This is a genomic window from Bradyrhizobium ingae (assembly GCF_055791185.1).
The window spans coordinates 335,046-359,323 of record NZ_JBVUBB010000004.1; the positions used below are offsets into that span (position 1 = coordinate 335,046).

General features: G+C 62.9%; 25 protein-coding genes. 8 read left to right on the forward strand and 17 right to left on the reverse strand.

Annotated elements, in window-relative coordinates; all coding sequences use genetic code 11:
* The first annotated feature begins 86 nt into the window (after window positions 1-86).
* The 3 genes from ACV1FX_RS08775 to ACV1FX_RS08785 all read left to right on the forward strand — a co-directional run bounded on the left by ACV1FX_RS08775 (window position 87) and on the right by ACV1FX_RS08785 (window position 2,400).
* Window positions 87-452: a hypothetical protein gene (locus tag ACV1FX_RS08775; RefSeq protein ID WP_473117138.1), complete on the forward strand. Its 366-nt coding sequence runs from the start codon at window positions 87-89 to the stop codon at window positions 450-452.
* Between the two features lie 214 nt (window positions 453-666).
* Complete coding sequence (locus tag ACV1FX_RS08780) at window positions 667-1,305, forward strand: hypothetical protein (protein ID WP_473117139.1); 639 nt, start codon at window positions 667-669, stop codon at window positions 1,303-1,305.
* 252 nt (window positions 1,306-1,557) lie between these two features.
* Window positions 1,558-2,400 carry a DUF1194 domain-containing protein gene (locus tag ACV1FX_RS08785; RefSeq protein ID WP_473117140.1) on the forward strand — a complete coding sequence of 281 codons (843 nt, stop codon included), beginning with the start codon at window positions 1,558-1,560 and terminating at the stop codon, window positions 2,398-2,400.
* Between the two features lie 269 nt (window positions 2,401-2,669).
* Here ACV1FX_RS08785 and ACV1FX_RS08790 read toward each other — a convergent pair whose 3' ends face one another.
* The 4 genes from ACV1FX_RS08790 to ACV1FX_RS08805 all read right to left on the reverse strand — a co-directional run bounded on the left by ACV1FX_RS08790 (window position 2,670) and on the right by ACV1FX_RS08805 (window position 5,419).
* Window positions 2,670-2,882, reverse strand: coding sequence for a hypothetical protein (locus tag ACV1FX_RS08790; protein ID WP_473117141.1), 213 nt, complete (start codon window positions 2,880-2,882; stop codon window positions 2,670-2,672).
* Window positions 2,883-3,027: 145 nt separating this feature from the next.
* Window positions 3,028-3,204, reverse strand: a complete 177-nt coding sequence (locus tag ACV1FX_RS08795; protein WP_473117142.1) for a hypothetical protein — start codon at window positions 3,202-3,204, stop codon at window positions 3,028-3,030.
* A gap of 197 nt (window positions 3,205-3,401) precedes the next feature.
* Window positions 3,402-3,593, reverse strand: a complete 192-nt coding sequence (locus tag ACV1FX_RS08800) for a hypothetical protein (protein ID WP_473117143.1) — start codon at window positions 3,591-3,593, stop codon at window positions 3,402-3,404.
* Between the two features lie 89 nt (window positions 3,594-3,682).
* Window positions 3,683-5,419 carry an adenylate/guanylate cyclase domain-containing protein gene (locus tag ACV1FX_RS08805; RefSeq protein WP_473117144.1) on the reverse strand — a complete coding sequence of 579 codons (1,737 nt, stop codon included), beginning with the start codon at window positions 5,417-5,419 and terminating at the stop codon, window positions 3,683-3,685.
* A gap of 352 nt (window positions 5,420-5,771) precedes the next feature.
* Here ACV1FX_RS08805 and ACV1FX_RS08810 point away from each other — a divergent pair, with 352 nt between their 5' ends.
* The gene (locus tag ACV1FX_RS08810) at window positions 5,772-7,967 is read left to right on the forward strand and encodes a lytic transglycosylase domain-containing protein (RefSeq protein WP_473117145.1); all 2,196 of its coding nucleotides are present in this window, start codon (window positions 5,772-5,774) and stop codon (window positions 7,965-7,967) included.
* 206 nt (window positions 7,968-8,173) lie between these two features.
* On the opposite strand, the gene ACV1FX_RS08815 is transcribed toward ACV1FX_RS08810, so the two are convergent.
* Genes ACV1FX_RS08815 through ACV1FX_RS08825 form a run of 3 tightly spaced genes read right to left on the reverse strand, consistent with a single transcriptional unit; the run spans window position 8,174 to window position 9,134 of the window.
* Window positions 8,174-8,551, reverse strand: a complete 378-nt coding sequence (locus tag ACV1FX_RS08815) for a hypothetical protein (RefSeq protein WP_473117146.1) — start codon at window positions 8,549-8,551, stop codon at window positions 8,174-8,176.
* The gene (locus ACV1FX_RS08820; protein ID WP_473117147.1) at window positions 8,548-8,742 is read right to left on the reverse strand and encodes a hypothetical protein; all 195 of its coding nucleotides are present in this window, start codon (window positions 8,740-8,742) and stop codon (window positions 8,548-8,550) included. Before ACV1FX_RS08820 ends, ACV1FX_RS08815 begins: the two co-directional genes overlap by 4 nt.
* Window positions 8,739-9,134: a hypothetical protein gene (locus ACV1FX_RS08825; RefSeq protein WP_473117148.1), complete on the reverse strand. Its 396-nt coding sequence runs from the start codon at window positions 9,132-9,134 to the stop codon at window positions 8,739-8,741. Before ACV1FX_RS08825 ends, ACV1FX_RS08820 begins: the two co-directional genes overlap by 4 nt.
* Window positions 9,135-9,994: 860 nt before the next feature.
* On the opposite strand from ACV1FX_RS08825, the gene ACV1FX_RS08830 reads away from it, so the two are divergent.
* The 3 genes from ACV1FX_RS08830 to ACV1FX_RS08840 all read left to right on the forward strand — a co-directional run bounded on the left by ACV1FX_RS08830 (window position 9,995) and on the right by ACV1FX_RS08840 (window position 13,396).
* A complete protein-coding gene (locus ACV1FX_RS08830; protein WP_473117149.1) occupies window positions 9,995-12,259 on the forward strand; it encodes a PAS domain S-box protein in 2,265 nt (754 codons plus the stop codon).
* A 20-nt stretch (window positions 12,260-12,279) separates the two neighbouring features.
* Window positions 12,280-12,927, forward strand: a complete 648-nt coding sequence (locus ACV1FX_RS08835) for a response regulator transcription factor (RefSeq protein ID WP_473117224.1) — start codon at window positions 12,280-12,282, stop codon at window positions 12,925-12,927.
* Between the two features lie 82 nt (window positions 12,928-13,009).
* Window positions 13,010-13,396: a response regulator transcription factor gene (locus tag ACV1FX_RS08840; protein WP_473117225.1), complete on the forward strand. Its 387-nt coding sequence runs from the start codon at window positions 13,010-13,012 to the stop codon at window positions 13,394-13,396.
* A gap of 20 nt (window positions 13,397-13,416) precedes the next feature.
* On the opposite strand, the gene ACV1FX_RS08845 is transcribed toward ACV1FX_RS08840, so the two are convergent.
* Complete coding sequence (locus tag ACV1FX_RS08845) at window positions 13,417-14,388, reverse strand: tripartite tricarboxylate transporter substrate binding protein BugD (protein ID WP_473117226.1); 972 nt, start codon at window positions 14,386-14,388, stop codon at window positions 13,417-13,419.
* A 207-nt stretch (window positions 14,389-14,595) separates the two neighbouring features.
* Between ACV1FX_RS08845 and ACV1FX_RS08850 the strand changes: the two genes are divergently transcribed.
* Entirely contained in the window at window positions 14,596-15,171 is a 576-nt protein-coding gene (locus ACV1FX_RS08850) for a cytochrome b (RefSeq protein WP_473117150.1), read from the forward strand.
* 17 nt (window positions 15,172-15,188) lie between these two features.
* Here the strand turns inward: ACV1FX_RS08850 and ACV1FX_RS08855 are convergent, their stop codons facing one another.
* The 9 genes from ACV1FX_RS08855 to ACV1FX_RS08895 form a co-directional block, all read right to left on the reverse strand.
* The gene (locus ACV1FX_RS08855; protein WP_473117151.1) at window positions 15,189-16,430 is read right to left on the reverse strand and encodes a threonine synthase; all 1,242 of its coding nucleotides are present in this window, start codon (window positions 16,428-16,430) and stop codon (window positions 15,189-15,191) included.
* Between the two features lie 126 nt (window positions 16,431-16,556).
* A complete protein-coding gene (lpdA, locus tag ACV1FX_RS08860) occupies window positions 16,557-17,978 on the reverse strand; it encodes a dihydrolipoyl dehydrogenase (protein WP_473117152.1) in 1,422 nt (473 codons plus the stop codon).
* Window positions 17,979-17,995: 17 nt separating this feature from the next.
* On the reverse strand, window positions 17,996-18,199 hold the full coding sequence (locus tag ACV1FX_RS08865; protein WP_473117153.1) for a hypothetical protein: 204 nt from the start codon (window positions 18,197-18,199) through the stop codon (window positions 17,996-17,998).
* Window positions 18,200-18,256: 57 nt separating this feature from the next.
* On the reverse strand, window positions 18,257-19,609 hold the full coding sequence (locus tag ACV1FX_RS08870; RefSeq protein WP_473117154.1) for a pyruvate dehydrogenase complex dihydrolipoamide acetyltransferase: 1,353 nt from the start codon (window positions 19,607-19,609) through the stop codon (window positions 18,257-18,259).
* Window positions 19,610-19,677: 68 nt separating this feature from the next.
* The gene (locus tag ACV1FX_RS08875; RefSeq protein ID WP_473117155.1) at window positions 19,678-19,863 is read right to left on the reverse strand and encodes a hypothetical protein; all 186 of its coding nucleotides are present in this window, start codon (window positions 19,861-19,863) and stop codon (window positions 19,678-19,680) included.
* Window positions 19,864-19,865: 2 nt separating this feature from the next.
* Window positions 19,866-20,171, reverse strand: coding sequence for a DUF5076 domain-containing protein (locus ACV1FX_RS08880; protein ID WP_473117156.1), 306 nt, complete (start codon window positions 20,169-20,171; stop codon window positions 19,866-19,868).
* A 3-nt stretch (window positions 20,172-20,174) separates the two neighbouring features.
* Window positions 20,175-21,557: a pyruvate dehydrogenase complex E1 component subunit beta gene (locus tag ACV1FX_RS08885; RefSeq protein ID WP_473117157.1), complete on the reverse strand. Its 1,383-nt coding sequence runs from the start codon at window positions 21,555-21,557 to the stop codon at window positions 20,175-20,177.
* Window positions 21,558-21,586: 29 nt separating this feature from the next.
* Entirely contained in the window at window positions 21,587-22,609 is a 1,023-nt protein-coding gene (gene pdhA, locus ACV1FX_RS08890) for a pyruvate dehydrogenase (acetyl-transferring) E1 component subunit alpha (protein WP_473117158.1), read from the reverse strand.
* A 168-nt stretch (window positions 22,610-22,777) separates the two neighbouring features.
* Window positions 22,778-24,178, reverse strand: a complete 1,401-nt coding sequence (locus tag ACV1FX_RS08895) for a glycerophosphodiester phosphodiesterase family protein (protein ID WP_473117159.1) — start codon at window positions 24,176-24,178, stop codon at window positions 22,778-22,780.
* Window positions 24,179-24,278 lie beyond the last annotated feature (100 nt).

Below are 24,278 nucleotides of genomic sequence, written 5' to 3' on the forward strand. Positions count from 1 at the left end.
TGAAGTGTTCACATCAGAGACCCGGGCGGATTGAACTAAGTCATTTCGGAAGTCGTGACGCAAATCTCAATTTAAAGGAGATTGCAGTGACGAAGATATTCTTGATGGCTCCCGTCAAGGCTTTGATCGTGCTGTTTGTCTGGCACTTCGCGGCGCACGCGCACGATCATAGCCGTCCTGAGCTCAATGGCTGGTTCGAGAGCCTCCAAAGTACCAAGGGGCCATGCTGTTCCCATGCCGACGGCACGGCACTATCCGACGCCGACTGGGAGGTGAGAGACGGCCGCTACCGCGTGCGCATCGCGAGCCAGTGGTGGGACGTGCCGGACGAGGCCGTGATCAAGGAGCCGAACCGTGCCGGTCGCACCATGGTCTGGCCCATCTATTACTGGGCGCTCGACAACGTGCTGCGGATCGACATCCGTTGTTTCATCCCCGGGGCCATGATGTGACGGACACAGCATATTCGAGCAAAACCTTGTGCTGCACTCGGTAGTCCGTTGTTGGCCCTTTTCGGACATACCGCGACGCCCGACCTCAGTCCGCTATGCACAACCAAGCGGGCATCTGGTGAACCTCGTTCGGCGAAGCGACCACTAATGATTTCCGGTAGTAGCCGCATACGTGGAGTCCGAACGGGTTGATCCAGCTCAAGTCAAGTGTGACATGTCCGACTTATTTGAATACTCAGCCCTCGCAGTGATGCTGCTGGCGATCTTGCTCGCATACTACAAAGGACGACACGCGGTTTCTGCAAACGGTCGGTCGCTCGCCTGGACCCAAGTTCCTCTGATCGCGCTTTTGACAGTTTCTATCGGTCCAAGCGTAGTCGCCACACTTATCTATCTTGGCTACAAATCCGGTCTGTTGCAGGCCGGGCCATCGGGATATCGATTTTCGACATTCATTTCTCAGCTCCCCCTTGATTTTGCGGTCATGAACTGGGGATTTGTTGCGTTGTACGTGACTTGCCGGCTGTCACCGAACTCCGGATCGGCACGGTCCGCGATGTGGCTTTCCGCAACTGCGATGTCTTTTCTCAATGTGCCGCTGTTCTTCCTGGCTCCCGAGATGATTGCCAACGTCTTCGATGCCGGGCAAGGCATCGGCGTTGTTCAGGCCATGCTCACCATGCCGATTTGGTTCGGTCCATACCCGGATTTTCTCGATCCCACCTCTGGCATTGGCTCTCTTGTCTTTGCGCCGCTCGCACCCATTCCGTTCCTGGGTTTGATCGGCTGGATCGCTGGACGATTCATCGGATGGCCCGCCAGCCCTTCAAAAGGGAAAACTGCGCGGTCGTAGTGCACTGGAGCTGCCGCCGGCCTGGTTCGTCCTGCCGTTCGAACCGGTCAAGCTCCGCGAGAACTGTCCCGTCACGAGTGCGTGTTGCGGGCCAGCGACGATGACAGATGGGCATTTGGCGGCAACAAGCGCCGCATCGAGGTCCATGGTCGTTGTCTCGATTGTCGCAAACGTGGACGCCAATTGCATAATTCCGCTTTTCCGGGCGCGCTTCGGGTGTCACCATGCTCGTGAAACGACGGGAGGACCGCCATGCGCTGGTGCGTCTGGGTCGGAGCGTTGTTTATTGTGGGGACGGTAGTCGGCGGTGACGTGGCTGGTATCGCCACGCCAAGCCCGAAACCTCGATTTGCCGAGACCAGGCACGATGTACCATCCGTCAATGTCGAGCTCGTTATCGCCGTCGACATCTCCTACTCGATGGATTTGAACGAACTTGCCATTCAGCGCGAGGGCTATTCGCGAGCCATCGCGTCGAATGAGTTCCTTCAGGCGCTGAGGGCCGTTCCGGGCAGCAAGGTGGCCGTGACTTATTTCGAGTGGTCGATGTCGGGCGACGAGAAGATCATCATCCCTTGGCGCGTGATCGATGGCCCGGAATCGGCGGCTGCGGTGGCCGCTGAGATCATGGAAACGCCGGTTCGCCGAGGTTCAAGTACCTCGATTTCCGGAGCGATTAATTTCGCACTGCAGTTGTTCGAAGAAAATCCGTACCGCGGCTCGCGGCGCGTCATCGACATTTCCGGCGATGGACCGAACAATGACGGAGCCCCTGTAACCGGCGCGCGGGACGCTGCCGTGGAGAAAGGCATCATCATCAACGGCCTGCCGATCATGATAAAGGAGCCATCCCTTTCGACGATCGACATCGAAAATCTCGATCTCTACTACGAGGACTGCGTGATCGGTGGGCCGGGCGCCTTCATCATGACGATCAAAAATCGCGAAAACTTCCAGGAAGCGATCCGGACCAAGCTTGTTCTCGAAGTTGCGGGTCTCACGCCGGAAAACGAGATCGTCCCAGCCACCGCGAAAGAGCCCCGTGTGCCCTGTTTGATCGGCGAAAGAAAATCGCAGGAGCGCGGGCGGCGGTGAGTGTCCAGGCGATCACAGAGGCGCGGGACCAACAAACGGCAGGCAACTGTCATGATCCTCGCAGCTAGCGCCCACGCGCCGGAGCATTGGAGGCGCTAACGTTCTCCCTATCCCTAATGCAATTCGAGGTCACGCGACGCTCTTAAAGGGCCTGCTTATCGATGAACACCGGAAGAGGCCGAGGGATCTTCAAAACGACACTCTTGACCCATAGCAGACTCGCGCGGCTTTCCACAGGATTGGGCACCCCTATCTTGCATCATGCCTAGTCAGCGCGCGCCCTTCAGCGTGCAGGAGGTGGTGCAGGTGACCGTCGTGCCGTGGTCGCAGGATTTGCAGGCGGCAACGCACTGGTTCATGTCCCTGGCATTGTAGGTGCTGTAGTTGCGCAACGGGCAAGCGGCGGTCGAGCCGGTAATGTCCTGCTCCGGCTCGCAGGCCGCCGTCATGAGTGAAAGCAAGATGACCACAAGAGCGCGCATGGGATGACCTGCAAAGCAACAGTTCCTGGAGCCACTGCACGGCAACGGCCTCCACATTCCCACCTGCGAGGAATCGCGGCACGCGATCAGCCTCACATCCTCAAGAGGATGCGCGCCAAGTGTTAAGAACGGCTTTCGACCGTCGTCACGCCGCGGCTTTGGGCGCAATCGCCCGCCGGACGTCGGCCGCCAGCTCGTGGTAGTGCCCCGCGAGCTTGAGGTAGAACTCCCGCTTTTCGCTGTCGGTCGCCAGCTTGGCGATCAGCTCGCACTCGGCGGTGAGCGTCTCAAACCGTTCCAGCCTGTCCTGAAGTTCTGTCATCGGCGTGTCCCCATAATACGCCTTCGAAGAACAACGAGCGTAAGCTCGCGAAATAGGTCACGGCCAACATCGTTATCGGACTGAATGAATTTTTTCCCGGAGCGCGGTCTCGCCGAGGCGCGCGTCGGATTTTCGGCATCTTGGGGATGTTGACGCGCCGCACCCGCAAGACACGGTTGCCGGCGGGAGACGCGGCCTTACGCGCGGATTCCCTTCGTCGACGGCTGGATCGTCAGACGGTAGGCCACGAAGGCGAGACCGTTGAACTTCTCCACAAGCTCGTCGCAGGCCGGACAGCGGTACTCACCGGTCGTCGGCGGCTCCGTTGCCAGTTCCAGCCGCCGAAAGCCCGCCTTGCAGTGCGGACAGGTCACGTCGCCCTTCTTCATGGATCACCCCCGTAAAAACACGGGCACATTCATAGCACAGCTTGAGACGGAACCTGACCGCTCAATTCATTCGGGGCAACGCCTTTGGATCATTTATGCTCCATCCGCCAGGCGCCATCCCAATCGGGGACAGGCGGGCTGCTCCGGAGCTGCTCGAGACGGGTAAGCAGCGTGCGCGAGGGGCCATCGCCAGGCACGCTCTCCAGCGCCGCGTTGAAGGCCTGCCGCGCCTCGTCCCAGCGGCCAGCGCGGTACGCCGCAAGCCCTTCGGCATAGTGCGCCCTGAGGCCGATCTGGTCCTGTGGGAGCCCGCCGGCCTTGCCCATGACCTCGAACACGGGCTGCGGCACACTCTGGCCGACGACCGCGAGAAGATCGATCTCGCGCAGCTCGAGGCTCGCGCCGAGCGCAGCCGCCGTCGCCTGCGAAATCAGGATGCGGGTGCCATAGAATTTGTTGGCCGCTTCCAGCCGCGAGGCAAGGTTCACCGCATCGCCCATCACCGTAAAACTCATCATCAGCTCCGAGCCGATGCTGCCGGTCAGAACCTCGCCGGTGGCGATGCCGATCCTGAGGTCGCAAGGAGCGGGCATGGCGCGGATGCCGAGGAGATCGGGGAGCTGCTTCTGAAGCGCCGGCACCTGGTCGGCCATGTCGAGCGCAGCATGGCAGGCGAGCGGGGCCTGCTCGGCCTCCTCGATGAAGGGCGGGCCCCAATAGGACATGATGGCGTCGCCGATATATTTGTCGATGACACCGCGGTTGGCCCGAATGGGTTCCGACATCACCGTGAAGTAGTGGTTCATGACCTTGACGAGGCCGCGAGGCGTCATGCCCTCGCTCATCGAGGTGAAGCCACTCATGTCGCAGAACATGATCGTCATCACGCGCCTCTGGCCATCGACGGCGACCTCCGGCCGGTCGATCAGCCCCTGCACCACCTTCGGGTCTATGTAGCGGCCAAAGGTCTCGCGGATGCGCTCGTTGCGACGGAGCTGCTCGATCATGCGGTTGAAGGCGGCGGCAAGCTCACCGATCTCGTCCTGCGTCGAGACGCTGATCGTATGATCGAAGCGGCCCGCCTCGACCTCGCGCGTGCCGGCAAGCAACAGGCGCACCGGACGCGTGATGCCGCTCGAGACCAGCAGCGCAAATGCGAGTCCGACGATCGCCGCAAGCAGGGTCACCAAGGCCGAGATGACGATCGCCTGCGTCTGATGGCGGATCACCGCCCTCGTGCTCGCGAACACCTGCCCCAGCATGTCGGCGCGGATCGTGTCGATCCGCTGGTTGAACACGTCGCGCAGCGTGTCGACCTGGGCCATCGTGTCACGCGCCGCGGCAAAATCCTTGGCGTCGAGTTGCTTGAGCAGCCTCGTGTCGGCCTCAGAGAGCTCGCGGCGCAGCTCCGAAAGAGCGTTCTCGATCCTGGCATCGATGCGACCGAGCGCAGCGTTGTCCGACGGCGTGGTGTCGTCCTCGATGATCGCATTGATCAGTTTTCGTGCGGCTTCGGCCTCTTTGACGACAAGCGCGTCCGTCTGCCTGTAGTCGCGCAAGCGCGCCGCAAACCCCTCCTCGTCCGGTGGCGTCTGCATTTTCGCGATCACCATGCGTCGCAGCGCCAGGGCCCGCTCCAGCGAGCGCACATTGGCACGCGCCAGGTCGCCATAGGCGGGAATATACCGGTTGGTCAGCTCGTCGAGCAGATGGCCGACCCGGCTCGACATCACCATCGACAGGATCGAGGTGACCACCATCAGCACGATCAGCCCGAGGGCGATGCCGACGATCTTGCGCCTGATCGATTGGTTGAAAATCGGCATGGCGGGCTTGGGCAATTCGAGATTGAGGAACCTTGTGACTCCATACACCGGAACCGCTACCTGAAACACGCGCAAATTGGCCTGAAACGCTGCATCGCAGGGGTTTTTCGCGACAGTCGCCGGAGCGGCCGATCGAAGGTTAACGCACATTTACGATTTCACGGAGCGACCCGCTGTCATGCCAAGCGTGAGTTGCAGAAGCTGTCGAGTTCGATTTCGGCGGCATTTTTGCCGCAATGTTGCCGGAGCGTGACATCGATCAGACGAGGCCGTGCTATCGTTTGAGTCGCTCAAGCCCGCATCACGTCGCGGATCTTGGTTTGTGCTGATGGTTTCGCAGGGGGACCATGGAATGAACCAGTGCCTACGCTCGCTTGCGTGTTTCCTCACCATGGCTGCACTCGCGCTCGTCTCGACGGAGGCGGCGGCGAAGGGCCATCACAAGCAATCCGGTCCGAAGAAGACGCAGGACGCGAAAGCCGGCAAGCAGCGCAGCGCTGCGGCCGGCAAGCATCGGCACAGCAAGCAGGCCGAAGCGAAACGGAAATCGAAGCCGGACGAGGAGCCGTCGGAGCAGCCCTCACGGCCGCCGCTGACCGGCGACCTCGCCGCGCTGAAGGACGCGATCGATCTGGCGCGCAAGGCGAAGACCGACGACGCTACCGCGGCCAGGAACCGGATCGCCGATCCCGCCGGGCAAAAGCTGGCCGAATGGTTCATCCTGCGGCACTCCGAGACGTCCGCCGATTTCAACCGCTACACCGCGTTCGTTGCCGCCAATCCTGACTGGCCGAGCATCGCCTCGTTCCGCCGCCGCGCCGAGGCGCGCCTCTGGCAGGAGAAGAGCGATCCGATCACCGTGCACAGGTTCACCGCCGACCGGCCGCAGACCGCCAAGGGCAAGTTCGCGCTCGCACGCGTGCTGCTGGCCGAAGGCGATCGCGACGCGGCCACAAGGCTCGTGCGTAACGCGTGGCGCTCGGAGGAACTGTCCGAGCGAACCGAGAGCGACGCTTACGAGGCGTTCGGCGAGCTTTTGACTGCGGACGATCATCGGGCCCGCATGGACAAGCGGCTCGGCGCCAAAGAGTATGGCGCCGCGCGCCGCGCCGCAAAGCGGCTCGGCAGCGACGAGCTTGCGATCGTGAAGGCCTGCGCCGCGGTCAACGGCAAGGAGAACAAGGCCAAGGACTATCTGGAAGAGGTGCCGGCGGATGCGCGCCGCGATCTCGGCTACACGCTGTGCCGCGCGCAATGGCACCTGTTGAAGGACCGCATCGACGATGCGGCACAGGTCATCCTCGCGGCCTCTCCCGACACCATGGTCCTCCAGGACACCGACGCCTGGTGGCGCGAGCGCCGGCTCTTGGCGCGCAAGCTGCTTGACCAGGGCAAGTTCAGGACCGCCTACGACGTGGTGCGCACGGCCGCGGTGCCGGCGATGGAAGTCTACCGCATCGACTATCACTTCATGTGCGGCTGGATTGCGCTACGCTATCTCGACGATCCCAAGACGGCGCTGACGCACTTTGCCGCCATCGACGGAGGTTCCGCCAACCCGATCGCGCTGTCACGGGGGTATTATTGGCGCGGCCGCGCGGCGGAAGCCTTGGGAGCAGCCGCCGACGCGCTTCGGAGCTACCAGGCGGCCGCACGCTATTCGACCGCCTATTACGGCCAGCTCGCACGCGCAAGGCTCGGCCTCGAGCGCATCGATTTGCGCGCGCCCTCGCCCGTCCTCGCCTCCGAGGCTGCACAGCCCTCGGATGAGCGCGTGCGTGCGGCCGACATGCTCTACGAAATCGGCGAGCGCGACGTCGCGTTCTCCTTCGTCGCCGATTTTGCCGGCGAGAGCACCGACATTGCCGCGCTCGAATCGCTCGGCGAGCTTACTGGCCGGCGCGGCGACGCCCACGCGATGCTGGAGATCGGCAAGCTGGCGCTCGCCCGCGGGCTCGCGCTCGACCACTACGCCTTCCCGACCATCGGAATTCCCCAGCACAAGCAGGTCGCACCCGAGATCGAGACGAGCGTGATCTATTCGGTGGCACGTACCGAAAGCTCGTTCGACCAGCGCGACAAATCGCCGGCCAATGCGGTCGGGCTGATGCAGGTCACACCGGAGGCCGGGCGCGACACGGCAAAACGGTTCGGCGTCACCTACGACTGGGACCGCATGGTCTCCGATCCCGTCTACAACACCCAGATGGGTGCGGCCGAGCTCAGTGCGCTGCTGTCGGAATATCGCGGCAACCAGATCATGACCTTCGCCGGCTACAATGCCGGCCGTGGCCGGGTCAGGGACTGGGTGCAGGCGCACGGCGATCCCCGCGACCCCAAGATCGATCCGGTCGATTGGGTCGAGCGCATTCCGCTGTCGGAGACCCGCAACTACGTCCAGCGCGTGATGGAGAACGTCCTGGTTTACCGGGCGCGGTTCGAGGAGTCCGGCGCGGTAGCCGCAAAGTCCGACCAGCGCGTCATAACGCAGGAGGTCCGCGCAAGGCCCGCAGCAGCGACGCCGGCGAGCTTCATGGGCGCGGATTGACGCCGATTTCCACTTTCGGATTTCTACTTGCGGATTCTACTTGGAGCCGTGGGTGGGTTAGCGAAGCGTGACCCACCACGATGTGGAGGGGGCGTGGTGGTTACGCCATCTGCTAACCCACCCTCGCTGGTCGACGCCTCCGGGGCTGGACGAGGCGCCTCTCAGGTCTGGTGACTGCGGTCCCACGCGGGCTCAATTGCGTGGTCTCAATTGCATGGCTCGCCATCACCTCCTTCCGTCGCCATCAGGTCGTGAGCGCCCAAACATGCGTCGGTCAATGCTCGCGAGAAGGTCCACATCTGTATCGTGGAACTCCAGCACGACACCGCACCCAAAATTGCGAGGACTTCGATGACGCGACTGGCGACGCTCACGATGTTCTCGGTGGCCCGCGTCCCGGTGAGGCCGGGCATCGACCACTCCATCATCAGCGTCGCGATCTCATTTCGCCGGTAGCAATCATGGTCACAGTAGCGGCGCTGCGTCCGCGCATGCCGGATATAGCCGGATTGGAGCGGTTGGGCGCAGGTGCTGCACGCGGCCTCGGGCGACGGCGGCTCGTGATTGACCACGACAAACTTCATGACGCCGCCCTCGCGCGCTCCTGCTGATCCGCCCCCGCCTCACGAAACAGCGCGTAGCATTCATAGTCGCAATAGGGCAGATGCGTTCCGATTTCGCGCAGATAGCTTCCGCCGATGCGCTCGCAGCACTGCAAGCACCAGGTTTGCCGGAACGGTGTCCTGTCGTTCACCAAGACGAAGGCGAACCTCATGTGGCACCTCCAAATGCGAAGCAGTAGACGGTATCCAGCGGAGAAAGCGCGGGAGGCGGCGCGCAAAGATGGTTGCGCCCATCGGGGTTGTCCCTGTTCCGCTCCACCTTCTGGGCAGGGACCTGGATGTATTTGCCGTCTTCCCTGCGCCGCGCGTAAAGCTTGCCGTCTTCGTACTTGATCTCGGTCGGGTAGCAGTCTGCGCTGTTACAGCAGCTGAGCGCCGGGTTGTCCGGCATATGCCAGGTCGAATAGAATTTTTCGTGCAGAGCCTGATCCTGAGCGGGATGCTGGCGATGAGCAGCCCCTTGCCCAACCTCCTGCGCCTCGACCGCGGCAGCAAAGCCAAGCAGGAGAACGCCCGAGAGAAGGAGCTTGCACGATCGGTTCACACGCTGCCTCCTGAATCAGAATTGCTGAACGGCCAACCTTTCCGGCGAATCCTCAAGCCACCCGCGCACGAAACAGCCAGCGGCGATCGCGGTCGCTGCGAGCACGGAAACGATCGAGGCACTTCTTGGAACAGAGCGCGGTTCGCCAGGAATAGTACCGGATCAAGCCAAACTGCCGGCTACAAACGGCACAGCTCTGGTCTGAAGGACGGCGCTCATGCTGTTCGGACTTGTCGCACATCACTCTCTCCCTCGTTCCGTTGTCCGATCTCTTCCCTTCGAATTCACATGCATGCCGGATCGTGGAAATCGCCGTTTCGCCGTCGCAGTGCGCGACGGATCCTGCGGAACGTACGGGCAACGAGCACAACGCTTTCACTGTCATGGCGACATCCCGAGCAGGGCAGCGGCCTGGTCTTTCGTCCTGCGCCCGTCGGTGAGACCGTTCGAACCGTACACTTGGACCCGGCTCTTTCGCGGTCGCCGCCAGCGGCAGCACCATCGACCTTTCCCGATCGGTCATAAGGCTAGTCCGTCAGCAACGATTTGCTCAATTGTACGGAGGTAAATGACCGACATGACTAGGGATGAGCGAGCTATACCTAGGTTTGTCCCGTAGTTGCCCGGGGCCTTCGACGGCATTTTCGCAACGAGGCGGCGCACGATGCGCCGATTGCACGGCCTCCGGGAAGTCCCGGTCGGCGTTGGTTCACGGCGAGGAGGGGCATGGCAAGCCGCAAATCCAAAGACCGCACGTCGTCCCATCGCCATCGGTCCGACTTTGGTCGGGGGGAATTGCCGATGTTGTTGCAACGTGGTCTACTTGCATCCACCGCAGAAATGAGCCGGGACCGTCTGCGATGAAGCCTGGCCAGATAACAAAAATCTGGAAATCAGCCGCGCAATTCGTCTTCGGTTGCGTCGCGCTGGCGCTGGTGACCGCGGCCTGTTTCTTCCTCAAGATCGGGCTCGCCGCGACCGCGCTCTGCTATCTCATGGTGGTCCTGCCGTTTGCGCTTACGGACAGCTTCCTCTCCTCCGGCCTCCTCACTCTCCTCGCCGTTGCCACGCTCGACTTTTTCTTCGCCCCGCCCCTCTTTGATTTCCACATCTCGGATCCACAGGATCGCCTCGTGATTGCTCCGTTCCTTTTCGCCTGCCTGATCGGGTCGGGATTGATCCAGCAGGCGCGCAGCGAACGGCGGGCTGGCCGCTTCAAGCAGAGCCTCAAGTCCAGCAATGCCGATCTGCACGAGGCGATGACGCAGTGGCAGCAGGTCTTCGAGCACAACCCGGTCATGTATTTCATGGTCGATCCTGTTGGAACCGTGGTGAACGTGAACACGTTCGGCGCCGCGCAACTGGGCTACACGGCAGCGGAACTGATCGGCCAATCCGTGCTCAGCGTGTTTTTCGAGGAAGACCGTGGCTTTGTCCGTCAGTGCGTTGCGCTGTGCCTCGAGACCGTCGGCCAGTCGCACACCTGGGAAATCCGCAAGGTGCGCAAGGACGGCTCGGTTCTGTGGGTACGCGAGAACGCCAAGGCCATGCCGCAAGGCGACGGCAAGCAGATCGTGCTGGTCGCCTGCGAGAACATCACCGAGCGCAAGGAAGCGGAGAATGCGCTGCGACAGAGCGAGGCTTACCTAGCCCAGGCGCAGGCATTGAGCCACACCGGCAGCTTCGGCTGGAAAGCCGCGACCGGCGAGATCACCTGGTCGAAGGAGACTTATCGCATCTTCGAATGCGACGAGACGGAGCAGCCCACGATCCCTTTCATGCTCGAGCGCATCCATACGGATGACAGGCTCGCGGTGCGACGGACCACTGGGCGCGCAATGCGCGAGGGGCGCGATTACGATCACGAATACCGGCTCGTGATGCCTGACGGCAGCGTGAAATTTGTTCGCGCGGTGGCCCGCGCCACGCGAGACGCCGGCGGTAACGTCGAGTTCGTTGGCTCGGTGAGCGACGTCACCCCGGCCAAGGAGGCGGAACGACTGCTTCGCGAGAGCGAGCAGCGCTTCCGCGACTATGCCGAAACCGCGTCCGACTGGTTCTGGGAGACCGGGCCCGACCATCGCGTCACACGCGTCTCCGAACACCCTGAAACGGTCGGCATGGCTCCTTCCTGGGCGGTCGGGCTCGCACGTTGGGACATTGCTCCCGATGCCGCGCTCCAACCTGAGAAGTGGCAGCAGCACCGAGCGGCGCTCGACGCGCACGTTCCGTTTCGCGACCTCGTGTACCGGAGCAAGGACCGGAACGGACAGCCGACCTATGTTCGTACCAGCGGCAAGCCGTTCTTCGACGCCAACGGCAATTTTCTCGGCTATCGCGGCGTCTGCACCGACGTGACCGCGGCCATCCGCGCCGATCAGGCCGAACAGGCGCTCCGCAAGGCGCAGACCGAACTCGCCCATGTGACGCGCGTAACGACGCTCGGCGAGCTGACCGCCTCGATTGCTCACGAAATCAATCAGCCCCTCGCCGCCGTGATGGCCAACGCCGATGCGTGCATCGGCTGGCTGCAGCGCAGCCCACCCGACCTGAAAGGGGCACGCCGCTCGGTGGAATGGATCATCGAGGACGGCAACCGTGCCAGCGAGGTGATCCGTCACGTCCGCGCGCTCGCCAAGAGGACCGACATCGAGATGGTTCCGCTCGACCTCAACCGGGTCGTTCGCGAGGCGGTCACGCTGGTTCAACGCGAGATGGCCACCCATGCCGTATCGGTGCGAATGGAGTTGAGATCTGTGCTGCCCAACATTTTCGGCGACCGAATCCAGTTACAACAGGTATTGATCAATTTGATCATGAATGGGATCGAAGCGATGGAAGGCGTCAAGGACTGCCCGCGCGAGCTGGTGATCCGCTCCGGTCCGGATAAGAACGGATCAGTTCTGGTGAGCGTGGCGGACCGCGGGGTCGGCATTTCTGCCGATACGATCGATCGCATGTTCACGCCGTTCTTCACCACCAAATCCAGCGGCCTGGGCATGGGACTTTCGATCTGCCGTTCCATCGTCGAGGCTCACGGCGGAAGGCTTTCGGCCTCGCCCAATGAAGGGCGCGGCGCGACATTTCAGATCACCCTGCCCTTGCACCAGGAGGAAGCGACGTGAACGAACGCCGCGTCCCCTCCATGCCGCAGGCGGATGACAATGAGCCGATGGTCCTGGTCGTCGACGACGACCCCTCTGTGCGCCGGGCGCTTATCAATCTGTTTGAATCGGTCGGCCTCAGGGTCACGGCATTCGGCTCGGCGCCAGAGATCCTGCAGAGCAAGCCGCCGGAGGTTCCGAGCTGTCTGGTGCTCGACATCCGCCTGCCGGGACTGAGCGGCCTCGACCTGCAGGCCGATCTCGCCAAGGCGGGCATACACACGCCCATCATCTTCATCACCGGCCATGGCGATATTCCCATGACCGTCCGGGCCATGAAGAGCGGCGCGGTCGACTTCCTGACCAAGCCGGTGCGCGACCAGGACATGCTGGACGCGGTTCAGGCCGCGATCGAGCGCGATCGCAAGCGCCGCGAGATCGAGAAGACGGTGTCGAACGTCAGGTCCCGCTTCGAGTCGCTCACCCCGCGGGAACGGGACGTGCTGTCTCTGGTCGCGTCCGGCATGATGAACAAGCACGTGGCCGCCGAGCTGGGATTGGCCGAAATCACCGTCAAGATCTATCGCGGCCAGATCATGCGGAAGATGGGTGCCAAGTCGTTGGCCGAGCTGGTGAGAATGAACGAAGCGCTCGGGATTCAGCATGCCAGGCGGGACGAACAAACCTAAGTATAAGTTCCAAATCCCGCTTGATGGGCTCACCGTGGTCCCCGGCCGGCATGTTACGGCAGGCAGCTCGGGAGCGGACGTTTTGTCAGCGCCTTCAGTGATTTCGGTGCTCGACGATGATCCCTATGTCCGGGCGGCGATCGACAATCTTCTGGCGTCGCGCGGATACGTCGTGCACACATTCGCCTCGGCCGAGGAATTCCTGGGTTCAACCGATCTGAACGCTGCCAGTTGCGTGATCGCGGACGTGCAGATGCCGGTCATGAGCGGGATCGACCTGTTGACGCAGATGCGTACCCAGGGCTCGGCGATGCCGTTCATATTCATTACGGCATTTCCGGATGAGAGCGTGCGCGCGCGGGCGCTGAGGGCCGGTGCACTCTGCTTCCTCGGCAAGCCGTTCGTCGCCTCCGATCTGATACAGTGCCTTGAGATGGCGCTGGAAGGACGAGGAAATGCCACGGCGTGATGCCGTACGATGCGCCCGGCTCAATCCACCTTGATGTCGGCCGCCTTGATGATCGGCCACCATTTGGCGATCTCGGCCTTCTGCCGCGCGCCGAGCGCTTCGGGGCTGAGCTGGTCCTGTGGCGGCATTTCGAGGCCGAGATTTTCCATCTGCTTCTTCACGGCGGCATCGCCGAGCGCTTCCACCACCGCGGCGTTGAGCCTCGACACGATCTCCTTCGGAGTGCCCTTGGGCACCCATAGGCCCGACCAGAGCGTCATGTGAAAGCCCTTCAGTCCGGCCTCGTCGGCGGTCGGGATTTCGGGCGCGGACGCCAGGCGCTTGTCGTCGCTGATCGCGTAGGCACGGATGGTGCCGGCGCGGACCTGGTTGATGGAGTTGGAGGTCTGGTCGACGATGATGTCGATCTGGCCGGCGATGAGGTCGTTCAGCGCCGGCCCCGTGCCACGATAGGGCACATATTGCAGCTTGATGCCGGAAGCGCTCTCGAAATAGACCCCGGCAATGTGGCTGCCGGAGCCCGCACCGGCCGTGCCCGCGGTCGCGGGCGCCGGGCGCGACTTCAGCCAGGCGAGCAGCTCTTTCAGCGACGTCGCCGGCACGGCGTTCTTGCTGACGATGATCATGGGGTTGCTCGGCAGCAGCACCACCGGCTCGAGATCGGCGACGAGATCGTAGGGGAGCTTGTAGACCGCACCGTTGGCCACGTGCGTGCCAAGATGGCCGAAGGAGATGGTGTAGCCATCAGGGGCCGAATGCACGGCGCGCCCCACCCCGATCGAGCCGCCGGCGCCGGTGACGTTCTCGACCACCACGGCCTGGCCGAGGCTCGCCCGCATGCGCTCGGCGAGCGCGCGCGCCATCGCATCCGACGGCCCGCCGGCTGCGAACGGCACGATGATGGTGATGGGACGCGAGGGGTACGTGTCGGCACGCGCGCCCGCGATGAATCCAAGACTCGCGGCGAGTAGCACCAATAGCAATCTACGCATCATGCCTCTCGCCTCCGTTCGATCCTTGGCCCGCGCGGCAACGCCGCGTCTGTCGATTTGAGCAGACCAATATCACGCTCTTGGCATTAGACACACGATTGCGAATTACGTAATTCGTCGCGGCCCGCAGCATGAGGCTGGGGCGGGATGGTGCTTGGGAATGTCGCAGGCCCTTCTTGGCCGACGCGATATCACAACAAGCCCATGATGACGGCATCGGTAACGCCGCCCTACGCACCGCTTCTGCGGTGGATTCACTGGACCACTGCCGTCCTGTTCATCATTGCGATGCTGATCGGCTTTTATTGCGGGCTGCAGCAGCCGGGAACTTCGCCGCGCCGCGAATTGCTCGAAGTGCACAAATCGCTCGGCGAGACGCTGTTTTTCCTGACCATCCTGCGCCTCCTGGTTCGCGCTGCGACCAAGACGCCACCGCAGCCAGCTACGTCAAACGCGCTCGTCCGGGTCGCGGCCGGGTTGAACCATCTGGTCCTCTACGCCCTGCTCGTCGTGATGCCGGTCACGGGATATTTGTTCTCTTCAGCCGGTGGCTATCGACTGAAATATTTCTGGACGTTCGATTTGCCGCGGCTCTTCGCCGGCAATCAAGTGGTTGCGCATCTCGGCGAGACCGTCCACGGCCTTCTTGCCTGGCTCGTCTACGCAGCAGTCGCCGCGCATATCGGCGCGACGTTCTGGCACGTCATCGTGAAAAGGGACGGCACGCTTGCACGCATGCTGCCGCCCCGCTTCCCGGCAGGATCCGTCCGCGACGGATCCTGATCGGCCCGGACGACTGGTCAGAACTGCGAGAAGTCGATCGGCTTGTGGCGGTCGAGCGTGCGGGTGACCGGCGGCAGCGGGTATTTCAACCCGGTCGCGCAGTTGAACAGCATCACGCGATCATTCTTGCTGACACGGCCGTCGGCAAGGCTCTGCTTGTAGGCGGCGTAGGTCGCGGCACCCTCGGGACACAACAGCAACCCCTCCTCGCGAGCGACCTCGCTCAGCGCCGATGAGATATTGTCGTCATCGACGGCGATGGCAAAGCCCTTGCTTTGCCGCACCGCACGCAGGATCAGGAAATCGCCGATCGCCTGCGGCACGCGAATTCCCGAGGCGATCGTGTGCGCATCCTCCCAGCGCGCCGCATGCTCGGTGCCCTCCTCATAGGCCCGCACCATCGGCGCACAGCCCGACGCCTGCACGGCAACCATCCGCGGACGCTTGGTACCGATGAAGCCGATCTTCTCGAGCTCGTCGAAGGCCTTCCACATGCCGATCAGGCCGGTGCCGCCGCCGGTCGGATAGAAGATCACGTCGGGCACGTCCCAGCCGAGTTGCTCGGCAAGCTCCAGCCCCATCGTCTTCTTGCCCTCGATCCGGTACGGCTCCTTCAGCGTCGAGGTGTCGAACCAGCCGACCTTCGCCTTGCCCTCGCCGACGATCTTGCCGCAATCGTCGATATAGCCGTTGACGCGGTAGACGGTGGCGCCCTGGAGCTCGATCTCGCTGACGTTCACCTCGGGCGTATCGGCCGGGCAGAAGATCGTGGTCTTGATGCCGCAGGAGGTCGCATAGGCCGCCAGCGCCGCGCCCGCGTTGCCGTTGGTCGGCATTGCCATGTGCTTGATGCCGAGCGCCTTGCCCAACGACACCGCCATCACGAGACCGCGCGCCTTGAACGAGCCGGTCGGCAAGCGGCCCTCGTCCTTCACGATGATCTCGCCGCCGCCGAGCTTTTGCGACAGTTTGGGCAGCCGGATCAGTGGCGTCGTGACCTCGCCGAGGGAGACGATGTCCTTGCATTTGCGCACCGGCAGCAGCTCGCGGTAGCGCCACATGTCCGCGGGGCGCTGGCTTAGCGCATCCTTGGTCAGCGCCTTCTTCACCCCAGTAAGGTCGTAGCGCACCAGTAGCGGTTTGCCGGCCTTGGAAAGATTGTGGATCTGGTCTGCCGGATAGTGATCGCCTTCCATCGCGCATTCGAGATGGGTGACGAAGGTCGGGCGCTCGATGGTGAGGTTGTCGTTGTCTTTCATGGCTTATTTCTTTCTTCTTATGCCAATGGCCTCTCCGCCCGTCATTGCGAGCGCAGCGAAGCAATCCAGACTGTTTCCGCGGATGAACTCTGGATTGCTTCGCTGCGCCCGCAATGACGATAGCGGTCAGATATTCAACACCCTTCCATACGCATCCAGCACGGCTTCCTTCATCATTTCCGACAGCGTCGGATGCGGGAAGACCGTGTGCATCAGTTCCTCTTCCGTCGTCTCCAGGTTCATGGCGACGACGTAACCCTGGATCAGTTCGGTGACCTCCGCGCCGATCATATGGGCGCCGAGAAGCTGGCCAGTCTTCTTGTCGAAGATCACCTTGACGAGGCCCTGGTCCTCGCCGAGCGCAATCGCCTTCCCGTTGCCGACGAAGGGGAAGCGGCCGACGCGGATCTCGCGGCCGCTCTCTTTGGCCTTGGCTTCGGTGAGGCCGACGGACGCGACCTGCGGATGGCAATAGGTGCAGCCCGGGATCATGTTCTTGTCCATGGCGTGCGGGTGCAGGCCCTTGATCGCCTCGACGCAGATCACACCCTCATGCTCGGCCTTGTGAGCCAACATGGGCGGACCGGCAACGTCGCCGATGGCATAGATGCCGGGGACGTTGGTCTTGCCGTAGCCGTCGACGACGATGCAGCCACGGTCGGTTTTGACGCCGAGCTTTTCAAGGCCGAGGTTTTCAATGTTGCCGACGACGCCGACCGCGGAGATCACGCGCTCGAACTCGGTCGTGACCGGCTTGCCCTTGCCGTCATCGATGGTCGCAACGACGCTGTCGGCCTTCTTGTCGAGCTTGGTGACCTTGGTCGAGGACATGATCTTGATGCCCATTTTCTCGAAACGCTTTCGCGCAAGGCCTGCGATCTCCGCATCCTCGACGGGCAGGATCTGCGGCAGCACCTCCACCACGGTAACGTCGGATCCCATGGTGTGGAAGAAGGAGGCGAACTCGATGCCGATGGCGCCCGAGCCGACCACCAGCAGCGACTTCGGGATCCGCTCCGGGATCATGGCCTCGAAATAGGTCCAGACCAGCTTCTTGTCGGGCTCGAGTCCCGGCAGCACGCGCGGCCTCGCGCCGGTCGCAACGATGATGTGCTTGGCCTGATAGGTCCCCTCGCCCAGCGTGCCCTTCGGCCCCTCGACGTCGGATTTCTTCACCGTGACCTTGCCGGGTGCGTCGATCGAGGCCGCGCCCCAGATCACGCTGATCTTGTTCTTCTTCATCAGGAAGCCGACGCCGTCGTTCAACCGCTTCGAGACGCCGCGCGAGCGCTGCACCACCGCCTTCGGATCGAACGAGACCTTCTCCGCCGACAGGCCGTAATCCTTGGCGTGCTGCATGTAGTGGTAGATCTCGGCAGAGCGCAGCAGCGCCTTGGTGGGGATGCAGCCCCAGTTCAGGCAGATGCCGCCGAGATAGTTCTTCTCGACGATTGCGGTCTTCAAGCCGAGCTGCGCGGCACGGATCGCGGTGACGTAGCCGCCGGGGCCGGAGCCGATGATGATGACGTCGAAGGATGTGTCGGCCATGGTGGCTCCCATTCAACTCAAACTAATGCGCCGTGATCACGGCGTTTCGAAATCATCGATCTGACCAGCCATTCGATGACGCAGATCGAGATTAAAATCGCGAAGCCGATGAACGCGATCGGCTGGGCAATGTTTCGCGAGAGAGCTTCGCCGCTGAAGAACGCGTCGTGACCGACTTCCGTGCCGATCGGGCTGACGAGAACGATGATCGACAGCAGCATCGAAATCCAGGGCCAGCGTGTCCGGACATTCAACCTTGCCCCTCCCGAACCCGCGCGTCAGACCATCATCATGACGGGATTTTCGATGAGCTGCTTGAACGCGCCGATCAGCTCGGCGCCGAGCGCGCCATCGATGGCGCGGTGATCGCAGGACAGCGTCACGCTCATCATCTGTGCGATCTCGATCTTGCCGCCCCGCACGACGGGCCGCTCCTCGCTGGTGCCTACCGCGAGGATCGTCGCATGCGGCGGGTTGATCACCGCTGTGAAGTCCTTGATGCCGAACATACCGAGGTTGGATACCGCAGTCGTGCCGCCCTGGTATTCCTCAGGCTTCAGCTTGCGCGAGCGGGCTCGGGTCGCAAAATCCTTCATCTCGTTGGAGATGGTCGAGAGCGTCTTGGTCTCCGCCTTGCGGATGATCGGCGTGATCAGGCCGCCGGGCATCGCCACCGCGACGCCGACGTCGGAATGGTGGTGCTTGATCATGCCGGACTCGGTCCAGCTCACATTGCAGTTCGGGATCTTCTGGAGCGCGACCGCCATCGCCTTGATGACGAAGTCGTTGACCGAGATCTTGTAGAGCGGCTTCTTTTCCTTGTCCTTCGGAGCAGCCGCATTGATTTCCTCGCGCGCGACCAGCAGCTTGCCGATGTCGCAGTCGATGGTGAGGTAGAAGTGCGGAACGTTCTGGATCGAAGCGGTCAGGCGCTGCGCGATGGTGCGGCGCATGCCGTCATGCGGGACGATGTCATAGGAGCCCGGCTCGAACAGCGCCAGGATCTGCTTGTCGGACATGGTCGGCGCGATCGACGGCGCGGCTGACGGAGCTGCCGCCGGCGCTTTCAGACCCTTGCCGGACTTGGCCTCTTCGACGTCGCGCGCGACCACACGGCCGTGCGGGCCGGTGCCCGTAACCCTCGAAATCTCGATGCCTGCGTCCTTGGCAAGCCGGCGCGCCAGCGGCGAGGAGAACACGCGGCCGGCCTGGCCGTTGCCCTTCGCGGCCGGTGCAGCGGCCTGTGGTGCCGGAGCAGCGGCGGGAGCCGGTGCCGCCTTCGCAGCCGGTGCGGGCGCCGGAGCCGGCGCGGCAGCCGGTGCTTCCGCGGCTTTCGGCGGCGCAGCCGATGCGGCGGGCTTGGCAGCGCCCGCGGCCTTCACGTCCTCGCCCTCGCCGGCGAGAACCGCGATCACATCGTTGACCGGCACGTCTTGCGTGCCCTCGGGCACCAGGATCTTGGCGATCGTGCCTTCGTCGATCGCCTCGACCTCCATGGTGGCCTTGTCGGTCTCGATCTCGGCGATGACGTCGCCGGATTTGACCTTGTCGCCTTCTTTCTTCAGCCACTTGGCGAGGTTGCCCTTCTCCATCGTCGGCGAGAGAGCTGGCATCAGGATGTTGATGGGCATGCTGACCTCACGAAGAACTTCTTAAAACGTCGTCTCCCGACCCACCGGAAGAGCGACAGACCACAGGATTAGTTGCCGATGTCGCCCTGCCACGGGCGCTCATTGGCGGGATTGGAACGCCACGACTTCATCATGGCGATGGAGCGGTCGTCGACAAGGTCGATCTTGTCGAGAATGTCCTTGGAGCCCGGGAGGGTATCGGCCTCGCCGATCGCCCCGAGCATGAAATCATGGTGACAGGATTCGACCGCCACGCTCAGTGCCCCTTCTGTCCGCGCGGCGTCGTGGTGCCCATGTCGGTCGGACGCTCGATCTCGGCCTCGAACATATCGAGGATCCGGTTCAGCGCGTCCTCCTCGCTCATCTCGCTTTCGCGCGCATAGGCGCGCGCGGCGTGGCGGGCGAGGTCGACGAGCAGCAGGCCCCACATGTCGGGCTCCTCAAACGCCCGCTGGAACGCCATCGAAAGCCCGCCGTCGAGCACGAACACGCGCAGAATCTCGATCGCGTCTTCGCGTCCCATCACATCAGGCGGAAGTGGCTGTTCCTTGGGCCCTGCCATGGTCTACCTGTAGCAAACGGCTTTGGCGGCCTCGACCACTTCGGCTGCCGAAGGCAGCGCGAGCTTCTCCAGGTTCGCGGCATAGGGCATCGGCACGTCCTTGCCGGACACGCGCGCTACCGGCGCATCCAGGTAGTCGAAGGCATGCTCCATGATGCGCGCGGCGATCTCGGCGCCGACGCCGCTCTGGGCCCAGCCCTCCTCCACCGTGACGGCGCGGCCGGTCTTCTTCACGGAATTGATGAAGGTCTCGGTGTCCATCGGCCGCAGCGTGCGCAGGTCGATCACCTCGGCCTCGATGCCGTCCTTGGCGAGCTCTTCGGCGGCCTTCAGCGCGTAGGTCATGCCGTTCGACCATGAGATGATCGTGACGTGGCTGCCGGAGCGCACGATGCGCGCCTTGCCGATCGGGATCACATAGTCGTCGAGCTTCGGCACCTCACCGGTGTGGCCATAGAGAACTTCGTTCTCGAGGAAGATCACCGGATTGGGGTCGCGGATCGCGGCCTTGAGCAGACCCTTGGCATCCGCGGCCGAATATGGCGCGATGACCTTGAGACCCGGAACGTGCGAATACCAGGAGGAATAATCCTGGCTGTGCTGGGCGGCGACGCGCGCGGCGGCGCCGTTGGGGCCGCGGAACACGATCGAGCAGCCCATCTGGCCGCCGGACATATAGAGCGTCTTGGCGGCGGAATTGATGATCTGGTCCATCGCCTGCATGGCGAAGTTGAAGGTCATGAACTCGACGACCGGCTTGAGACCCGCCATCGCAGCGCCGACGCCGATGCCGGCAAAGCCGTGCTCGGTGATCGGCGTGTCGATCACGCGCTTGGCGCCGAATTCCTGCAAGAGGCCCTGCGTGATCTTGTAGGCGCCCTGATATTCCGCAACCTCTTCGCCCATCACGAAGACGTCGCCGTCACGCCGCATCTCCTCGGCCATGGCATCGCGCAAGGCTTCGCGGACCGTCTGCTTCACCATCTCGGTGCCGGCCGGCACCTCGGGATCGGGCTCGGCAACAGCTTGCGGCGCGGAAGGCGCCGCTAATTTCGGCGGCGCTTCCGCCTTGGCCGCTGCGGGCGGCGCGGCCTCGGCGGCCTTGGCAGGCGCGGGCGCCTTCGCGAGATCGGCTGCGCTCTCGCCGTCGGCAAGGATCGTCGCGATCGGCGTATTCACGGCGACATCCGCCGTGCCTTCGGGGATCAGGATCTTGCCGAGCGTCCCCTCATCGGTCGCCTCGACCTCCATGGTCGCCTTGTCGGTCTCGATCTCGGCGATCACGTCGCCCGACTTGATCGTCTCACCCTCTTTTTTCAGCCATTTGGCGAGGTTGCCCTTTTCCATCGTGGGCGACAGCGCGGGCATCAGCACTTGAATTGGCATATCGACTCCAAAAGAAAGCTTGCGCGCTTTTAGCGGTAAACGTCGGTCCAGAGCTCGGACACATCCGGCTCCGGATCATGCTGGGCAAAGTCGGCGGAAGCGTTGACGATGTCGCGGACCTCGGCGTCGATCGCCTTGAGGTCCTGCTCGCTCACCTTGGCGGCGAGGAGGCGGTTGCGCACCTGCTCGATCGGGTCCTGGTCGTGGCGTACCTTCTCGACCTCCTCGCGCGTCCGGTATTTTGCAGGGTCCGACATCGAGTGGCCGCGATAGCGGTAGGTCTGCATCTCCAGGATGACCGGGCCCTTGCCGGCACGACACCAGGCGACTGCCTCGTCGGCCGCGGCCTTCACCGCGCGGACGTCCATGCCGTCGACCTGATAACCGGGGATGTTGAAGGACAGGCCGCGCTTGGAGAAGTCCTGCTGCGCCGAGGCACGCGACACCGACGTGCCCATGGCATAGCGATTGTTCTCGATGACGAAGATCACCGGCAGCTTCCAGAGCTCCGCCATGTTGAAGCTCTCATAGACCTGGCCCTGGTTGGCCGCGCCATCGCCGAAATAGGTGACGGCGACGTTGTCGTTGCCGCGATAGTGGTTGGCGAAAGCGAGCCCTGCGCCAAGCGAGACCTGGGCGCCGACGATGCCGTGGCCACCGTAAAACTTCTTCTCCACGCTGAACATGTGCATGGAGCCGCCCTTGCCCTTGGAATAGCCGCCGCGGCGTCCGGTGAGCTCGGCCATGACGCCGTTGGCTTCCATGCCGGTGGCGAGCATATGGCCGTGGTCACGATAGCCGGTGATGACCTGGTCACCGTCCTTCAGCGCCATCTGCATGCCAACCACCACGGCCTCCTGGCCGATATAGAGGTGGCAGAAGCCGCCGATAGCACCCATGCCGTAGAGCTGGCCGGCCTTCTCCTCGAATCGCCGGATCAGGAGCATGTCGCGGAGCGCCTTGAGCTCCTGCTCTCTGGTGAATTCCGGGGGTGAGCCGCCGTTGGTCTTGTCCTGTGCTGCGCTCGAGGCGGCTTTCTTGGGTGCGGCCATAGGAATTCCGGGTCAGAGAAAACTAAGCCCTCTCTAACCTAACTCAATCGCGTGTGAAAGCACTGCGGTGACATCGCACGACATTCATTATGCCGCACTGCAACGTGGCCGAAATATTGCAAAATCTTTGGCGCCGATCGGGCAACAATTGCTCACCGCGGCCGGGCCTCACCAGCCCAGCTCTCGCAGATACGCTGCACGGGCGCCCACGCCGGTATGCGTGAAGTCGGTAAAGACCCCATCCACGCCGAGCCGGAAAAATTTGAGATATTCGAGGCTTGGATCGCCGTGATAGTCGCCGGCCAGATACTTCTTCTCGTTTCGGAAAGTGAAGACGTGCACGAACAGGCCGAGCTTGTGCGCGTCCGCAACGAGACTGGTTGCTTCCCGCGTCGAAGCCTCCGGCGTCGACCCCTTGTAGGGGGTGCCATCGGCGTTGCTGTCCTTCCACGGGGAAACCTTGAGCGGCACGATATAAGCCTTCCACGGACCAATGCCGTCGGCATAGGTCTTGATCTCCGCGAGACCCTCAGGCGTCAGCATTGCATCGTACAGGCGCGCGTCGCCCGAAACCGTCCAGTCGAACGGACGGGAGTTGGTGATGTTATCGAGAAGGACCTTGCCGTTCTTGAAGTCGATACCGTTGCCATCGATGAGCTGGACCTGCCGCGTTTCCAAACCGTGGCTGCGCATATATTTCAGGCTGCCCGGCTCGAAGCTCTGGACAAAGATGGGCGCTTCCTTCGCGTTGAGGCCGTTGTCCCTGATGATCTTGATCAAGGCGTCCTCGAGCGGACGGCTGCCGGGCGCACCGCAGCCATTGGCGATCGCCTGGGCGTTGTTCCAGGTCGGATTCTTGGTTTCCGGATAGACCGCGATGGGGCGCCCCGTCTCCTTGCTCTTGGCCTTGGCGATGTCGATGATGTCCTGGAAACTGATGATCGGAAACTTGCCGTTGAAGACCTTTGGTCTTTCGTTGGCCGCATCATAGGTGGTGCCGGCGATCCAGTCCTTCAGCTCGGCCATCGTGAAGTCGGTGATCGACCAGTCATTGGTATGGTCTTCGCCATCCACGATCAGCGATTTCAGTACCGATTTGGGATCGGCCGGATCGGTGAGGTCGGTGAGGTATTCAGCAGGCCCGCTGGTGGGAGATTGGGGCCACTTCATTTTGACGGTGACGCCGGGCACCGTCCGTTTGCGGGCCGCAACCGCAGGATTGGTCTTCGCCACCTCGGCAACGTTGGTATTGTCGCCCAGCCAGGGGTTGTGACGCGCGACCAATATGCAATCCTTGGTAAGGTGCAGGTCCTCTTCGAGCGCGTCGGTGCCGAGGGCAGCGGCAAGGTCATACGATGCCTCTGTCTCTTCGGGCACCAGCCCCGGCAGGCCGCGATGCCCGAGGATCAGTGGCGGCTTTCCGTCAACGGTGAGGAATTGCTTGGCACCGGCAGGCGCCGAGCCGGCCTGTGCGAAGGCCATCGAGGGCGGGAGGAACGCCAACGCCGCTGCGCCGAACAGCAGCATCGCTCCAATATGCACATTCCGTCGTGAACAACCGTTCTTCATGGCCAAGCCTCCGTGTTTCGCCTGGCATCGCTACCAATGCCGAAAGGGCCGAGCTCAATGAGCCCGGCCCCTCGTCTTGTCTCAGTTTTCTGACAGGCGG

Bases quoted from the DNA above. Each gene is read 5' to 3' on its own strand.
- ACV1FX_RS08810 (WP_473117145.1), top strand. From the start codon at position 5,772: ATGAACCAGTGCCTACGCTCGCTTGCGTGTTTCCTCACCATGGCTGCA.
- ACV1FX_RS08780 (WP_473117139.1), top strand. From the start codon at position 667: ATGTCCGACTTATTTGAATACTCAGCCCTCGCAGTGATGCTGCTGGCG.
- pdhA (WP_473117158.1), bottom strand. From the start codon at position 22,609: ATGGCCGCACCCAAGAAAGCCGCCTCGAGCGCAGCACAGGACAAGACC.
- ACV1FX_RS08895 (WP_473117159.1), bottom strand. From the start codon at position 24,178: ATGAAGAACGGTTGTTCACGACGGAATGTGCATATTGGAGCGATGCTG.
- ACV1FX_RS08785 (WP_473117140.1), top strand. From the start codon at position 1,558: ATGCGCTGGTGCGTCTGGGTCGGAGCGTTGTTTATTGTGGGGACGGTA.
- ACV1FX_RS08855 (WP_473117151.1), bottom strand. From the start codon at position 16,430: ATGAAAGACAACGACAACCTCACCATCGAGCGCCCGACCTTCGTCACC.
- ACV1FX_RS08880 (WP_473117156.1), bottom strand. From the start codon at position 20,171: ATGGCAGGGCCCAAGGAACAGCCACTTCCGCCTGATGTGATGGGACGC.
- ACV1FX_RS08815 (WP_473117146.1), bottom strand. From the start codon at position 8,551: ATGAAGTTTGTCGTGGTCAATCACGAGCCGCCGTCGCCCGAGGCCGCG.
- ACV1FX_RS08835 (WP_473117224.1), top strand. From the start codon at position 12,280: ATGCCGCAGGCGGATGACAATGAGCCGATGGTCCTGGTCGTCGACGAC.
- ACV1FX_RS08820 (WP_473117147.1), bottom strand. From the start codon at position 8,742: ATGAGGTTCGCCTTCGTCTTGGTGAACGACAGGACACCGTTCCGGCAA.
- lpdA (WP_473117152.1), bottom strand. From the start codon at position 17,978: ATGGCCGACACATCCTTCGACGTCATCATCATCGGCTCCGGCCCCGGC.
- ACV1FX_RS08865 (WP_473117153.1), bottom strand. From the start codon at position 18,199: ATGCTGCTGTCGATCATCGTTCTCGTCAGCCCGATCGGCACGGAAGTC.
- ACV1FX_RS08790 (WP_473117141.1), bottom strand. From the start codon at position 2,882: ATGCGCGCTCTTGTGGTCATCTTGCTTTCACTCATGACGGCGGCCTGC.
- ACV1FX_RS08800 (WP_473117143.1), bottom strand. From the start codon at position 3,593: ATGAAGAAGGGCGACGTGACCTGTCCGCACTGCAAGGCGGGCTTTCGG.
- ACV1FX_RS08845 (WP_473117226.1), bottom strand. From the start codon at position 14,388: ATGCGTAGATTGCTATTGGTGCTACTCGCCGCGAGTCTTGGATTCATC.
- ACV1FX_RS08795 (WP_473117142.1), bottom strand. From the start codon at position 3,204: ATGACAGAACTTCAGGACAGGCTGGAACGGTTTGAGACGCTCACCGCC.
- ACV1FX_RS08805 (WP_473117144.1), bottom strand. From the start codon at position 5,419: ATGCCGATTTTCAACCAATCGATCAGGCGCAAGATCGTCGGCATCGCC.
- ACV1FX_RS08885 (WP_473117157.1), bottom strand. From the start codon at position 21,557: ATGCCAATTCAAGTGCTGATGCCCGCGCTGTCGCCCACGATGGAAAAG.
- ACV1FX_RS08830 (WP_473117149.1), top strand. From the start codon at position 9,995: ATGAAGCCTGGCCAGATAACAAAAATCTGGAAATCAGCCGCGCAATTC.
- ACV1FX_RS08870 (WP_473117154.1), bottom strand. From the start codon at position 19,609: ATGCCCATCAACATCCTGATGCCAGCTCTCTCGCCGACGATGGAGAAG.
- ACV1FX_RS08850 (WP_473117150.1), top strand. From the start codon at position 14,596: ATGACGGCATCGGTAACGCCGCCCTACGCACCGCTTCTGCGGTGGATT.